Annotated in this window: 11 protein-coding genes and 1 riboswitch; of the genes, 6 read left to right on the forward strand and 5 right to left on the reverse strand. The window is 39.9% G+C overall.

The annotated features are described in order from the left end of the window. The first annotated feature begins 13 nt into the window (after positions 1 to 13). The 5 genes from sat to PQ578_RS07020 are packed head-to-tail and all read left to right on the forward strand — an operon-like array spanning position 14 to position 3954. Complete coding sequence (sat, locus tag PQ578_RS07000) at positions 14 to 1162, forward strand: sulfate adenylyltransferase (protein ID WP_273832762.1); 1149 nt, start codon at positions 14 to 16, stop codon at positions 1160 to 1162. 14 nt (positions 1163 to 1176) lie between these two features. Further along, complete coding sequence (cysC, locus tag PQ578_RS07005) at positions 1177 to 1782, forward strand: adenylyl-sulfate kinase (RefSeq protein WP_273832764.1); 606 nt, start codon at positions 1177 to 1179, stop codon at positions 1780 to 1782. Between the two features lie 51 nt (positions 1783 to 1833). Next, positions 1834 to 2619 carry a uroporphyrinogen-III C-methyltransferase gene (gene cobA / locus PQ578_RS07010; protein WP_273832766.1) on the forward strand — a complete coding sequence of 262 codons (786 nt, stop codon included), beginning with the start codon at positions 1834 to 1836 and terminating at the stop codon, positions 2617 to 2619. Positions 2620 to 2632: 13 nt separating this feature from the next. Next, entirely contained in the window at positions 2633 to 3376 is a 744-nt protein-coding gene (locus PQ578_RS07015; protein WP_273832768.1) for a sirohydrochlorin chelatase, read from the forward strand. Further along, positions 3373 to 3954 carry an NAD(P)-dependent oxidoreductase gene (locus tag PQ578_RS07020; protein WP_273832770.1) on the forward strand — a complete coding sequence of 194 codons (582 nt, stop codon included), beginning with the start codon at positions 3373 to 3375 and terminating at the stop codon, positions 3952 to 3954. The genes PQ578_RS07015 and PQ578_RS07020 overlap by 4 nt, the downstream gene beginning before the upstream one ends. Positions 3955 to 4043: 89 nt before the next feature. Here PQ578_RS07020 and metH read toward each other — a convergent pair whose 3' ends face one another. From metH to PQ578_RS07045, 5 genes are all read right to left on the reverse strand, one after another. Further along, a complete protein-coding gene (gene metH, locus PQ578_RS07025; RefSeq protein WP_273832772.1) occupies positions 4044 to 7487 on the reverse strand; it encodes a methionine synthase in 3444 nt (1147 codons plus the stop codon). Continuing rightward, on the reverse strand, positions 7468 to 9324 hold the full coding sequence (locus tag PQ578_RS07030; protein ID WP_273832774.1) for a bifunctional homocysteine S-methyltransferase/methylenetetrahydrofolate reductase: 1857 nt from the start codon (positions 9322 to 9324) through the stop codon (positions 7468 to 7470). Before PQ578_RS07030 ends, metH begins: the two co-directional genes overlap by 20 nt. Further along, positions 9321 to 10514: a cystathionine beta-lyase gene (gene metC / locus PQ578_RS07035; protein ID WP_273832777.1), complete on the reverse strand. Its 1194-nt coding sequence runs from the start codon at positions 10512 to 10514 to the stop codon at positions 9321 to 9323. The genes PQ578_RS07030 and metC overlap by 4 nt, the downstream gene beginning before the upstream one ends. After that, positions 10504 to 11631, reverse strand: a complete 1128-nt coding sequence (locus PQ578_RS07040) for a methionine biosynthesis PLP-dependent protein (RefSeq protein WP_273832779.1) — start codon at positions 11629 to 11631, stop codon at positions 10504 to 10506. The genes metC and PQ578_RS07040 overlap by 11 nt, the downstream gene beginning before the upstream one ends. Before the next feature lie 74 nt (positions 11632 to 11705). Beyond that, a riboswitch (SAM riboswitch) is annotated at positions 11706 to 11816 on the reverse strand. Positions 11817 to 11910: 94 nt separating this feature from the next. Beyond that, the gene (locus PQ578_RS07045; RefSeq protein WP_273832780.1) at positions 11911 to 12708 is read right to left on the reverse strand and encodes a DUF1189 domain-containing protein; all 798 of its coding nucleotides are present in this window, start codon (positions 12706 to 12708) and stop codon (positions 11911 to 11913) included. Positions 12709 to 12945: 237 nt separating this feature from the next. Here PQ578_RS07045 and PQ578_RS07050 point away from each other — a divergent pair, with 237 nt between their 5' ends. Then, a complete protein-coding gene (locus PQ578_RS07050) occupies positions 12946 to 14574 on the forward strand; it encodes a Na/Pi cotransporter family protein (protein ID WP_273832782.1) in 1629 nt (542 codons plus the stop codon). The last annotated feature ends 113 nt before the right edge of the window (positions 14575 to 14687 follow it).

Raw genomic sequence — 14687 nt, forward strand, 5'->3', positions numbered from 1 at the left:
TGGAGGAATTATCATGACAACAATTCATGCACATGGTGGAAAATTAATCGATCGTTTTAACCCAGATAAAAAGATAGAAGGAATTCAAAAAGAAATAGAATTAGATAAAACCGCTTTAAGCGATCTGGAATTGATTGGAACTGGAGCATATAGTCCATTAACCGGTTTTCTTAATGAAAGTGATTACACATCAGTTGTTCATAATCTTAAATTAAAAAACGGTTTGCCATGGAGTATTCCTATTACGTTACCAGTAACGGATGACGTCGCTAAAAAAATCTCTCTTGGCGATGAAGTGAAGCTTATAAGCGAAGGAACCGTATATGGTACTGTGACCGTTGAATCGATCTATCAACCAGATAAGGTTATAGAAGCAAAACATGTTTATTTAACAGAGGATAAAGATCATCCGGGTGTCAAAAAAGTCTATGATCGACCTAATGTATACATTGGTGGACCTATTTCGCTTATTAAAAGAAGCGAAAAAGGTCAGTTCAATCGTTATCATTTTGATCCAGCTGAAACGAGAGCTTATTTTGAAGATCAAGGTTGGCAGACAGTGGTTGGATTTCAGACGAGAAACCCAGTTCATCGAGCCCATGAGTATATTCAAAAAACAGCTCTTGAAACAGTGGATGGGCTTTTCTTAAATCCACTTGTAGGTGAAACGAAATCAGATGACATTCCAGCAGAAATTCGCATGGAGAGCTACGAGGTATTACTTGAGAATTATTATCCTGCTGATCGTGTTCATCTCGGAGTTTTTCCTGCTGCAATGCGCTATGCAGGACCTAGAGAGGCAATTTTCCATGCAATTGTACGTAAAAATTTCGGGTGCACACATTTTATTGTTGGAAGAGACCATGCTGGTGTAGGTGATTATTATGGTACGTATGACGCACAGAAAATCTTCAGTCGATTTACAAGCGAAGAATTAGGGATCATTCCGCTCTTCTTTGAACATAGTTTCTATTGCAAGAAGTGCGATAGCATGGCTTCAGCGAAGACGTGTCCTCATGGTAAGGAGCATCACGTCATTTTATCAGGTACGAAAGTAAGGGCGCTTTTACGAAATGGTGAGCAACCGCCTGCAACGTTCAGTCGTCCTGAGGTAGTTGAGATACTTATTAAAGGAATGAGCAAAAATGCAGTTAAAGCATAAGGAGGAGATTTGTCATGACAGTAAACAATAATTTAACATGGCACGATACAGTAGTAACGAAGGAAATGAGACAGAAGAGAAACCAGCACAAAAGTGCTGTTCTCTTCTTTACGGGATTGTCAGGGTCGGGAAAATCTACTTTAGCGAATGACGTATCACGAAAGCTCCATGAATTAAATGTTCAAAGCTATGTACTTGACGGAGATAATATCAGACAGGGATTAAACAAAGACCTTGGTTTCAAAGAAGAAGATCGTAAGGAGAACATAAGGCGTATTGGAGAGGTATCAAAGCTCCTTGTTGATAGCGGTCAATTTGCAATTACTGCGTTTATTTCTCCTTACCAAAGTGATCGACAAGTTGTGCGAGAACTCCTTTTGAAGGATGAGTTTATTGAAGTGTATGTAAAGTGTCCTTTAAATGAGTGTGAGCTTCGAGATCCTAAAGGGTTATATAAAAAAGCTCGTAGTGGAGAAATCCCTCACTTTACAGGGGTGTCCTCTCCTTATGAAGAGCCTGTTAATCCTGAATTGATTATTGATACGTACAATGAAACAAGAGAGAGGTGCGCAGAAATCGTTCTTTCTTATCTAGTAGATCATCAGTTAATCACAACATGAGTATCAAAAAATAGGGTCTATTGACATAAATCGTATCGAGGAGGAAGTGAAATGGGGAAAGTTTTCCTAGTTGGAGCAGGGCCAGGTGACATTGATTTAATTACAGTAAAAGGTGTGAAATGCATTGAGCAAGCAGATGTCATCCTTTATGATCGACTAATTAACAAAGAATTATTAGAGTACGCCAAGGAAGGCGTTGAGCTTATCTATTGTGGAAAGCTACCAGACTATCATACCCTAAAACAGGAAACCATTAATCGTTTTCTCGTGAAGCATGCGCTAAAAGGAAAGGTCGTGACAAGATTAAAAGGAGGAGATCCTTTTGTATACGGGCGAGGAGGTGAAGAAGCTGAAGCTCTTTCGAACCATGGGATTCCGTTTGAAATTGTACCTGGTATTACTTCCGGGATTGCTGCACCTGCCTATGCTGGCATACCGGTGACACATCGCGATTTAAGTTCAACATTTGCGTTTGTAACAGGACATCGTAAAGATGGTGAAGAGGAAGAATTACGCTGGGAGAGCCTCGCAAAGGGAATCGATACCCTTGCCATTTATATGGGAGTGAAAAATTTACCGTATATATGCTCAATGCTTCGTAAGTATGGTAAGAAGAAGGAGACCCCGGTTGCCCTCGTCCATTGGGGTACAACTCATACTCAACAAACAGTTACAGGCACTCTTGAAACAATTACAGACGATGTGAGAAATGCAGAAATTCAAAATCCAAGTATGATTATAGTAGGGGAAGTTGTGAACTTAAGGGCGAAGTTAAACTGGTTTGAAAAAATGTCGCTGGATAAACAAACCACGAAGACTATCGTAAGTGCATTATAGGAGGTGAATGATAGTGAAAGCTGTTCTCTATATTTGTCACGGTAGCCGCGTAAAAGAGGGAAGGAATCAAGCTTTAGAATTCGTTAATAGATGTAAAGAAGAACTTTCGTACCCAATTCAAGAGACCTGTTTTCTTGAGCTTTCAGAGCCTGATATTTTCGGGGGAATCTCCGCATGCGTCGAAAAGGGTGCGCTCGAAATTGTAGTCATACCGGTTTTGTTACTTGCTGCTACTCATGTGAAGAAAGATATTCCGAATGAAGTAGAGCGTGTCTCTAAACAATTCCCGTGGGTAACTTTTCACATAGGGCGTCCACTAGGTATCCATGATAAGTTGATCTCTGTCATTGAAGAAAGAGTAATGGAAACGAATGTCTCCCCTCGAAAGGATGCTAGTGCGCTTCTTGTGGGGAGGGGAAGTAGTGATCCTGATACACTAAGCGATTTAGATCAAATCGCAAATCGAATACTTGAGAAGATACCGTTTCAAAAAGTGTCTGTGTGCTATCTTGCAGCAGCGAACCCAACCTTTGATGAGGGGATTAAACAGGCTCAATCAGACAACAATAGTCAGGTTTTTGTCATTCCATACCTTTTATTCACAGGGATACTAATGAAAGAAATGGAACAAAAAATAAGTAGGCTAGAAAAAAGTGGTCCAGATTTTTATCTTTGTCACTATCTTGGCTACCATAAATTATTGATAGATGTATTGAAAGAAAGGGTTGTAGAAGCATTTGAGGGAGGAAGCGGATGAGCGAATATCCTGTTTCTCTAAACTTGACAGAAAAAAGAATCGTTATAGTTGGGGGAGGTCGTATCGCACTGAGAAAGCTTAAAGGTTTACTTGGGTGCGGTGCTTTTCTTACAGTGGTTAGTCCTGAAATTAATGAAGAGATTAAAAATCTTGTGGATTTTGACACTATCACTTTCGTTGAACGAGAAGTTAGAGGTAGTGATTTACAAGACGCATTTTTGATTATTGTAGCGACAAACTCGTTTGAAGTGAATGAATTTGTCATTAATCAAGCGGGAGATAATCAACTAGTCAATGCTTCTCATCAGGCTGATCGAGGGAACGTGTCTTTACCTGCTACGTTAAAGCGAGGAAGACTAATTATTTCTGTTTTTACAGGTGGAGCAAGTCCACTGCTCGCAAGAAAAATCCGAGATGATCTCTCTTCTAAGTATGATGAGTCATATAGCCAACGTTTGGAGTATTTATATGAAAAACGGTTGGCAATAAAGAGCGAAAACATAAGCGAAAGCGAAAAGAGGAAAGTGTTGGAAAAAGCTATGAATCATGCATTAAACGAAGCACCTGAAATTGATTAGTCTAGACTTTTACATAATAGGTTTGTCATGATGGTATTGATGATGTAATAAGAAGTAAAAAGAGGAGCCCAGGCTCCTCTTTTTACTTCTTATAAAACGTTAAAGTATCTTCCTTCAGGGTGCGCAAAAACCATCGCAGTAACAGAAGCTTCTGGTTCCATCATACATCCATCTGTGAGCTCTACCCCAATATCTTCAGGTTGGATAAGTTTAAAAAGTTTTTTCTGGTCGTCTAGCTCAGGGCAAGCGGGGTAGCCAAAAGAAAAGCGCTGTCCCTGGTATTTAGCTGAAAAGCGATTTTGCATTGTAAAATCCGTTGGATCTGGGAATCCCCATTTATCACGCATCAACTGATGGACGTGTTCGGCAAGACCTTCAGCTGTTTCAAGCGCAAGGGCTTGTAAAGCATGACTTTCGAGATAATTCCCTTGATTTTTTAACTCTACTGAACGTTCTCGAATACCTCTTCCTGCTGTAACCGCAAAAAATCCAACATAGTCCATCTCGCCGCTAGATACTGAACGAAGGTAATCGGCAAGACACAAGAAAGGTTCTTTTTGTTGACGGGGAAATGAAAATCGTTCAATGATCGTTTGATGATCATTAGGAGAGTAAATGATGACATCATTTCCATCAGATTGTGCTGGGAAGAACTGATATTTTGCTGAAGGTTGTATCCAACTTTCATTTTTGGCTCGTGTTAAAAGCTGATCCACCACTTCTTTTAAATGAACGGCTTTCTCGTTTTTTTCTGCAAGTAGTCTTGATACTTTTCCTTTAAGGCCGAGATGATGACCGATTAGCATTTGCATGTTGATGTATGGTTCGATGTGTGCAACAGAGTAGTTTCTTAAAATATGAGACTCTAGATCGTAAGGTTGATAAACTCGTACATCAGTCGATACAGTAGAAACTGGTTTAATGGCAACCGCTGTTCCGCCGTTTGAAATCGGTTTTGTTTGCAACTCAGAAGAAGCTTTTTTAATCGCATGTTCTTCTACAAGTTTTCTTTTTTCTTCTTCGTTACTTAACTGATTTGAAAGGGCTAATCCTTCCATAGCGTCTTTTGCATAGAAAACAGGTCCGTCATATTCAGATGAAATTTTATTGTCAGTAAATTTTCGCGATAAGGCGGCACCACCTACCATAATGGGTATCGAGATTTTAGCTTGCTTCATATCTTGAGCAGTCAATACCATTTGCTGAGCAGATTTAACAAGTAGTCCAGAAAGACCGACAAAGTCTGGCTGGTGGTCTTGAACCTGTTTAATGAGGTCTGTTGGAGTAACCTTAATGCCAAGATCAACAACTTCAAACCCATTATTACTTAAAATAATTTCAACAAGGTTCTTGCCAATGTCGTGCACATCACCTTTTACAGTCGCTAAAAGTACTTTTCCTTTAGAACTAGAAGAATCTTCTTTTTCCATATGAGGTTCAAGGAAAGCGACAGAGGCCTTCATGACTTCTGCGCTTTGGAGTACCTCTGCAACAATTAATTGATTATCATTAAATAACTTTCCAACCTCTGCCATTCCTTTCATTAGAGGACCATTAATGATTTGAAGCGGCGAATGATATTCAATTAAGGCTTTTTCTAAATCTGGTAGAAGTCCTTCTTTGGTGCCTTCGACGACATATAAAGCTAGACGTTCTTGCAGTGTGAGTGTGGAAGTTTGCACTTTACTTTCTTTCTTTTTACCTCGATAGAATGCAGTGAAATCTGCTAATGTCTGATCATTTGTTTGAAAAAGGAGGTCGTTGGCAAGCTGGACTTCTTTATCAGAAATAGAAGCGTATCTTTCCAGTTTTTCAGTGTTCACGATCGCATAATCTAATCCGGCTTTTGTACAGTGGTACAAGTAGGCAGCGTTTAGTACTTCTCTCCCTACTGGAGGAAGACCAAAAGAGACGTTACTTATCCCGAGGATTGTCTGACATTCTGGCAATTGCGATTTAATGAGTCTAATCCCCTCGATGGTTTCGGAAGCTGAGCCAATGTATTGTTCATCACCTGTGCCGATTGGGAAAACGAGAGGGTCAAAAATAATATCAGATGCGTTAAGGCCGTATTTTGTAACAAGTAAGTCATGAGAGCGTTTCGCGATTTCGAGCTTGCGTTCTGCTGTAATCGCCATGCCGGTTTCGTCAATTGTGCCAACGACAATGGCAGCGCCGTACTTATGAATAAGAGGAACGACAGCTTCAAAGCGTTCTTCACCATCTTCAAGATTAATGGAATTAATGATCGCTTTCCCTTGTGAATAAGAGAGAGCTTTTTCGATAACTGCATCATCAGTAGAATCGATGATAAGAGGGGTTTTAACCTTATTTACAACATATTTCATGAAATTCTCAATATCTCTAAGTTCGTCACTATCTGGATTTGCCAGGCAAATATCGATCACCTGTGCACCTTTTTTTACTTGTGAACGCGCAATTTCAGACGCTTCTTCAAATTTCTCCTCTGCTATAAGACGTTTGAACTTACGCGATCCAATGACATTTGTTCGTTCTCCAACGAGTACAGGTCTAGTGCTATCATCGTATATAAATGGTTCAATTCCAGAAACAGCGTGAGGATGACTCACAGGAGCTTTTCTCGGGTGTAGTCCTTTTATAGCTTCTGAAATGGCTTTTATATGAGCAGGAGTTGTTCCGCAACAGCCACCGACAACGTTAAGCCAACCTTTTTCTACAAATCCTTGAATTTTAGCTGCTAAGCTTTCAGGCGTTTCGTGATAATTTCCTTCTTCGTCAGGAAGACCCGCATTGGGATAGCAGCTTACTGAAGTTGTGGCAAGATCAGAAAGGGAGCGGAGGTGATCTCTCATAAACTCTGGTCCTGTTGCACAATTTAGTCCAACGACTGCTGGATTCATATGTTCAAGCGATAAATAAAATGCCTCAATACTTTGACCAGCGAGTGTTGTGCCCATCGGTTCAATAGTCCCCGAGATCATTAAAGGAATGGTCCTCCCCAATTCCTGAAATACTTTCGAAATACCAATATAAGCAGCTTTTACGTTAAGCATGTCCTGACTGGTTTCAATTAATAGAAGATCCACGCCTCCGTTAAGTAAGCCTCTAGCCTGAATGGCATATGAGTTAGAAAGTGATTCAAAAGTCGTTCCGCCCGTGACGGATAATGTTTTGGTAGTTGGTCCCATGGCGCCTGCAACAAAACGTGGTTTATTCTGCGTAGTTAATTTAGCAGCAGCCTCCTTTGCAAGCCTTGCAGAGGTGTAGTTTAGCTTTTCTGCAAGATGACCGAGATCATATTCATCTAAGACAAGATCTGTTGCTCCAAAGGTGTTCGTCTCAATAATATCTGCTCCGCTAGCTAAGTACTCTTCATGGATAGAGGAGATAAGCTCTGGCCTAGTTAAGGATAAGTATTCATTACAGCCTTCATATTCTTCACCACCAAAATCAGTAGCTGTCAGATTAGCTTGTTGAATCATTGTTCCCATAGCTCCATCAAGAACAAGGATTCTTTTCGTAAGTAGATCTTCAAATGAGGTGTAGGCCATTTCGGTTCTTCCTTTCTTCTTCAAGGCGAGTTTTCTCGTTAATGTATCGCGTTAATTCTACGGTTAATTCATAACGCAAGAAGGGCGTGATTAAATAAATTCCATTAAACAAATCAAAAGCAGCATCAATTAGCGACTTCGCAATTGCAAGCCCTGCTTCAATTGATTGCGTTGAATCTTTAGCGTGTAACATATGATTGCGTATGGAATCGGATAGTTTAATTCCCGGTACTTCATTATGGAGAAATTCAGCATTTCGGTAGCTTGTAAGTGGCATGATCCCAATGTAAATGGGACAAGTTAAATGTTTCGTCGCTTCATAGACTTCTAGTAACTGTTCTTCACTGTAAATGGGCTGACTGATAAAATAATCCGCTCCACACTTCTGTTTTTTTTCAAGTCGTTCGACAGCGCGATCTAGATGGCGTACATTCGGATTAAAGGCGGCTGCTATTGAAAATGAAGTTTTAATTCCAAGTGATTTACCAGAATAAGAACGTCCTTGATTAAATTGTTTCATTAAACGAATTAGGTCAAATGATGAGACGTCGTAAACCGAAGTAGCGCCAGGGAAATCGCCGATTTTAGTAGGGTCGCCTGTTACGGCAAGAACTTGATTAATTCCAAGTGTATGAAGCCCCATTAAATGGGATTGTAAGCCAATTAAATTCCGATCACGACAGGCAACATGAACAAGTGGTCGAACATTATGCTGAGCTTTAATCGTAGAAGCCATGGCGGTATTGCAAATTCGCGGTGAGGCAAGAGAGTTATCAGCCAGCGTAATCGCATCAACGCCAACTTCTTGTAGCGCTTTTGTTCCCTCAAGATATTTATCAATCGATAATTTCTTTGGAGGGTCGAGCTCAACGATAACAGATCGCTGTTTTCTTGCTATTTCATGTAAGTGAGGGAGCCTTTCTTCCTCAAAATCGATGATCCCAGCCTCTTTTTCGTTAACGGTTACTTCTTTCGTTGTAATAGGTTTTAAACCCTTTAGTGCATTAGCTGCAGCAGCTATATGCTCAGGGGTTGTGCCGCAGCAACCACCAATAAGTCTAACGCCTTGTTGACGTAGGGCTTCTGCGCTTTGTTTGAAATAGTCTGGCGCGGTAGGATAAACAAGACGTCCCTCTTCATAATCAGGTAAACTAGCGTTAGGATAGGCAGAAAGAAAACGACCTGAGAGAGGCACTTGTTCTAATGATTGAATCATATGATAAGGGCCGAGTCTGCAGTTAACGCCTATTACATCCGCTCCGGCATTCTCAATCTGTTCTAAGGCAGCAGCAAGAGAAGTGCCATCTTGCAAAATGCCTGGCTCATGCATGGAAACTTGTGCAATTAAAGGCAAATCCGTTTCCTTTCGAGCTATTTTAAGTACGGTTATGATCTCTTCTAGATCGTAATACGTTTCCAATAAAAGACCATCGACTCCTTCTAATAGAAGGCAATATAGCTGTTCTCTAAAGCTACGCTTAATTTCATCAAGGGGAGTCGATCGTGTATTTATTCCTCGTATTCCTCCTATTGTCCCAAGAACGTAAGTAGAGTCTGTCGCAGCCTTTCGAGCGAGTTTAACGCCTTCCTTATTGATCTCTTTTACTAGATCTTCAAGTCCATATCGTGATAGCTTGCTATAGTTCGCGCCGTACGTATTGGTTTGAATCACATCTGAGCCGGCATGAATATAAGCTTGGTGAACATTTAATACTTGATCCGGATGTGAAAGATTCAGCGCTTCAAAACATTGGTCGATGCCGTATGAATAAAGAAGGGTCCCCATCGCACCGTCACCAATCAAAATTTTGTGCTCGAGATCTTCAAGTAAGCTCATCCTTTAGCACCTCCGGCTGTAGGAGCGTAAAGTTTAGTAATGGCAGCAAAACCTTGTTTAAAGTCTTGAAGCAAATCATCAGCATTTTCAAGCCCCACAGATAAGCGTAACAAGCCATCTGTAATCCCGCGTTTGTTTCGTTCGGCAGCTGACATAGATGCATGAGACATTCTCGCTGGATAAGAGAGAATCGATTCAACCGCACCAAGACTAACAGCGTAAACTGGAAGTTGCACGTTCTTTGTAAACAATCGAACCGCGTTTTCATCAGGTAGTCGAAAAGAAAGAACAGCCCCAGGACCCGCTGCTTGGTAAAGGTGAGTCGAATGTCCCTGATGGAAAGAGAACCCAGGATAATAAACTTCTTCTACAAGCGGCTCTTTAAGGAGTGCATGAGCAAGCCGGAAAGCCGATCTTGAAGATTGATCGAGCCGACAATGTAATGTTTTTAATCCGCGAAGAACTAACCAGGAATCATGAGCACTTAAAATGGATCCGAAAGAGTTTTGCAAAAAAGCAAGGTTTTCGCCCAGCTTTTCATTTTTAACTGCGGCAAGACCTGCAACAACATCGCTATGTCCTGCAATAAATTTTGTGGCACTATGAAGAACGATATCCGCGCCGAAGTCCAGTGGTCTTTGGAGGGCAGGTGTCATGAAGGTGTTATCAACGAACGTTAAACAATGATTCGCTTTCGCTAATTTAACGACGGCTTGAATATCAGTCACTTTAAGTAACGGATTAGAAGGTGTCTCGATGTAGATCACTTTTGTATTGGATTGAATCCCGTTCGCAACTTTATTTAAATCAGTCATATCGACAAAAGTATGACTAATTCCAAATCTGCAGAGAACATCGTGGATCATCCGATACGTCCCGCCATAAACATCTTCTGAAATCAAAACATGGTCATTTTGTGAAAGGAGCATAAAAGAAGTAGCGATAGCGGCCATACCAGAAGCAAATGCAAACCCTCTAACGCCACCTTCAAGGTCTGCAATCGTTTCTTCTAGAGCTTCACGGGTAGGGTTACCAGAGCGACTGTAATCATATTTTCCGGGCTGATCAAAATCCAATTGATGAAAGGTAGATGCTTGTTGAATTGGAACACTGACGGCTCCTGTGCTTTTATCAAATTTATGTTCGTTGTGAAGAAGTTTTGTTTGAAATGTATATGAATTAGTCGTCATGTCGCACACCATCCTCTTTGAAAATTGCTAGCGTTTGATCTAGATCTTTCACTAAATCGTTGATTTGTTCAATTCCTACTGAAAATCTGAGAAGTCGATTACAAACACCTTTCTCGAGTCTGATCTTTTCTGGGATATCGGCGTGTGTTTGTGTGGCTGGATAAGTAATAAAGCTCTCAACGCCTCCAAGACTTTCCGCAAAGGTAATCAGTTTCAAATTCCTTAGAAATGGATCAACCCATGCTTCAGACTGTAATCGAAACGACAGCATACCGCCTTTTTCAGGATAGAAGACGTCAGTTATTGCGTCGTGATTTCTTAAGTATGTTGCGATGGCTCGAGCATTCTCCTCATGTTGCTTTAGTCGAAGAGGTAATGTCTTCATTCCTCGAATGAGAAGCCAGGAGTCGAACGGAGAAAGAACCGCTCCAGCACCGTTTTGATATTGTTCAATCTCAGCACAGAGCTTTTCACCTTTGGCAATGACAAGTCCTGCAAGCACATCATTGTGACCCCCAAGGTATTTCGTTGCGCTATGAATAACAATATCAGCCCCTAGTAAAAGAGGGTTTTGTAGAAGAGGAGTGAATAACGTATTGTCTACGATTGACAATAAATTGTATGTCTTGGCAATCGTCACAATCTCTTCAACATCGGTTAACTTCATTAGGGGATTTGAAGGGTTTTCGATAAAGATTGCCCTAGTAGACAGAGTTATTAATGGTGCGATGCTATCAATATTTTGGCTGTCAAAATAGGTGAATGATATGTTGAAATGCTTTTCTGCGTGAGCAAATAATCGATATGTGCCACCATATAGGTCATCTGAAACGAGTATATGATCTCCGGTTTTAAATAAAGATATAATTGATTGGATGGCGGCCATGCCGGAACTAAATGCGAAGCCCTGGTCACCATGTTCGAGTTCATTTACTGCAGACTCTAGAATCGAGCGAGTAGGGTTTTTTGTTCTTGAATAATCAAACCCTGTTGATTGCCCAATTCCTTCATGCCTATAGGAGGTGGAAAAATAAACAGGAGGATTTACAGCGCCTGTTTGTGGATCTGATTTATTACCTAGTTGAACAAGTAGCGTATTGTAATGGTTATTTGTCATAATCAATCTCCTTTTCATTAAGTAAGGGCAATAAAAAAAAGCCCTCTATAAGAAGAAGACTTTGGTTGCTCTTCTTCTTATCTTCCAAGTTGAATTCAACTTGCTGGAGTTAGCACCTTTCCAGAAAATATCCGGTGGTTGCTGAAGCTTCTTCGGGCCAGTCCCTCTGCTTCTCTTGATAAGAATTGAAAGTATATGGAATTTTAATGTGTCGCTTTTTACATAATCTACATTACTTTAAAGCGAAAATCAAGTGATTTGATAAAATAATCAAAATTTTTACTCAGGTGAATTAGGTCTTTCGTTCGTTACACGTTTTTTCGGAAGAGGAATTTCCTTAATGGTTAAGTAGAGTAGCATGATGGCTACAAACCAATAGAGAAGAAATCCAAATGGGACGGTTGTTTTTACTAAAGCCATAATAGTAAAGAAAAGGGTTGGAATCGTAGCGGAATAAACCGATAGGACCCAGAGTTGTTTATAAGATGCTTTTCTACCCGCGAGTGACTTTAATAATAAACCGATTGTCGCTAGAACGGTAATTCCGATAAATTTGAGGCCAGTCTGGAATAAATAGACGACAAAGATTAAGAGTGGGATAAAGATCGGGAGCAAGTTATCTAAATTTTGCGTGAGTTCACTTACATCTTGTTTTGTAAAAGTCATTGAACTGAAATTACTATAATTAAACTCTTGTCTTGTCCCACTATCCATTACGATAATTCGATCTTTTAGGAACGCAATAGCCGATTCATAGGAATCAACATCGTCGGGCTTTATTTCATCTGTAGCATCAAAAATAAACGTGTTTCCATCTTCTTTTTTTATAAGTGGTTCAGATTGGTCACTTTTTAGTGTGCCATCTTCTAAAGTAAATTCAGGTAAATCTCCCATATGTGTTTTAAGGTCTTCGTAAGCATTGGTAAACGAAACCGCGGTAATAATCCCTATAGGTACAGAAGAAAGTAGCATTAGGAGAAACACATACAATATCGGCTTCCCTAGTTTTTGAAAACGGAATCGCGCCATCATTTTTGGAGAAAATAAGCTATAATACAGTTGTTTAAAAACGTTCAAATTGAAAATCTCCTTTCTGGTATGTGAGGGTAATCCCACTAAACCAGTTTATCTTATATAAGTAGATGGGAACAATAAACTAGCTGAAACTTTCTTGAAACAAAATTGATTTCATCATAATATCATTACAATTCTATATTAACTCTTTACAAAGAGGGGAGCGATGTAGATAATAGACAAGGGACTTTGTTGAGTATTGTCGAAAAAAATAAAACATGAGTGCAAGGGGTTGAAATGATGGAACTCAACGTTCAGGAGATGATCTTTCAGTTTGTGGGAGGTCTTGGTATTTTCCTGTTTGGACTAAAGTATATGGGAGATGGCCTTCAACGATCTGCAGGTGATCGATTAAGAGACATTCTTGATCGCTTTACGACGAACCCATTTATGGGTGTGCTAGCCGGGATCATTGTTACGATTCTCATCCAAAGTAGTTCAGGGACAACGGTTTTAACAGTCGGTCTTGTTAATGCAGGATTTATGACTCTCAAGCAAGCGATTGGTGTTGTAATGGGAGCTAACATTGGAACAACTGTTACAGCATTTATTATTGGTTTTCCTATTAAAGATTACGCTCTACCAATCATTGCTATTGGTTCTCTATTAATTTTCTTCTTTAAAAACAAGAAAATTAATTACGCAGGGCAAATTGTTTTTGGTTTTGGTGCGTTATTCTTTGGACTTGAATTAATGAGTGCAGGAATGAAGCCACTTAGAAGTCTTGAGGCTTTCCAAGAACTCACAGTGAGCATGAGTTCAAACCCGTTATTAGGCGTTGTAATTGGTACGGTATTTACAGTTATTGTGCAAAGTTCTAGTGCTACAATTGGTGTATTACAAGGACTTTATTCACAGAATGCGATGGATATTCAAGCTGCATTACCAGTTCTGTTTGGAGATAACATTGGAACAACAATTACAGCAGTTCTTGCTTCGATCGGTGCCTCTGTTGCAGCTAGACGCACGGCGCTGACTCACGTTATTTTTAATTTAATTGGTACGGCGATATTCTTAATTTTCTTGTTCGCCTATACACCATTTATTGAGTATCTTAGAGATTCGTTAAATTTGACACCAGAAATGACAATTGCATTTGGACACGGGATCTTTAACATTACGAATACTGTGATCCAATTCCCGTTCATTGCTGGACTTGCTTATCTTGTAACAAAAATTATTCCTGGTGATGATGCAACGATAGAATATAAACCGAAGCATCTTGATCCAGTATTCATCGAACGTTCTCCTTCTGTCGCTTTAGGACAGGCTAAAGAAGAAGTAATTCGAATGAGTGAATTTGCTTATAAAGGTGTTAAGGAAGCATCCAACTACTTAATATCTAAAGGTCAGAAGAGCGCAGAAAAAACCGCTCAATATGAAGAAGCCATTAACAATTTAGATACTAAGATTACAGACTACCTTATTCAGCTATCCGCAACTTCTCTGTCAGGTGATGAGTCAACACGTCACGGTATGTTAATGGACTCTGTTCGTGATATCGAGCGTATTGGCGATCATATGGAAAATATTGTTGAATTGGTTGATTATCAAATCAGCAATAAAGTAAAAATGACTGACGTTGCTATGCAAGACCTTGATGAAATGTTCAATCTAACCCTTTCTGCACTTCATGAAGCCTTTGATTCACTTGATAAGTGGGATATAGCGAAGGCACAGGAAGTTGTGAAACTGGAAGATAAAATTGATAAAATGGAACGAACACTTCGTAAACAGCATATCCTTCGCCTAAATGAAGGTGAATGTACTGGAAGTGCTGGAATCGTTTTTGTTGATATCATCAGTAACCTTGAGCGTATTGGTGATCATGCGGTAAATATCGCAGAAGCCGTTATTGGAGAAGAGTAAACGATAGAAGCAGAGGATTGCCTCTGCTTCTTTTTATTTTCACAGGGATTTTATATATTATATAGAAGGAAAATACTATTTACTATAAAATAGATTACAGTTAGAGGGGAGAG

It is taken from the genome of Guptibacillus sedimenti (assembly GCF_028610665.1).
GTDB classification, from domain to species: Bacteria; Bacillota; Bacilli; order Bacillales; family Guptibacillaceae; genus Guptibacillus; species Guptibacillus sedimenti.

Bases quoted from the DNA above. Each gene is read 5' to 3' on its own strand.
- sat (WP_273832762.1), top strand. From the start codon at position 14: ATGACAACAATTCATGCACATGGTGGAAAATTAATCGATCGTTTTAAC.
- cysC (WP_273832764.1), top strand. From the start codon at position 1,177: ATGACAGTAAACAATAATTTAACATGGCACGATACAGTAGTAACGAAG.
- cobA (WP_273832766.1), top strand. From the start codon at position 1,834: ATGGGGAAAGTTTTCCTAGTTGGAGCAGGGCCAGGTGACATTGATTTA.
- PQ578_RS07020 (WP_273832770.1), top strand. From the start codon at position 3,373: ATGAGCGAATATCCTGTTTCTCTAAACTTGACAGAAAAAAGAATCGTT.
- metH (WP_273832772.1), bottom strand. From the start codon at position 7,487: ATGGCCTACACCTCATTTGAAGATCTACTTACGAAAAGAATCCTTGTT.
- PQ578_RS07030 (WP_273832774.1), bottom strand. From the start codon at position 9,324: ATGAGCTTACTTGAAGATCTCGAGCACAAAATTTTGATTGGTGACGGT.
- metC (WP_273832777.1), bottom strand. From the start codon at position 10,514: ATGACGACTAATTCATATACATTTCAAACAAAACTTCTTCACAACGAA.
- PQ578_RS07040 (WP_273832779.1), bottom strand. From the start codon at position 11,631: ATGACAAATAACCATTACAATACGCTACTTGTTCAACTAGGTAATAAA.
- PQ578_RS07050 (WP_273832782.1), top strand. From the start codon at position 12,946: ATGGAACTCAACGTTCAGGAGATGATCTTTCAGTTTGTGGGAGGTCTT.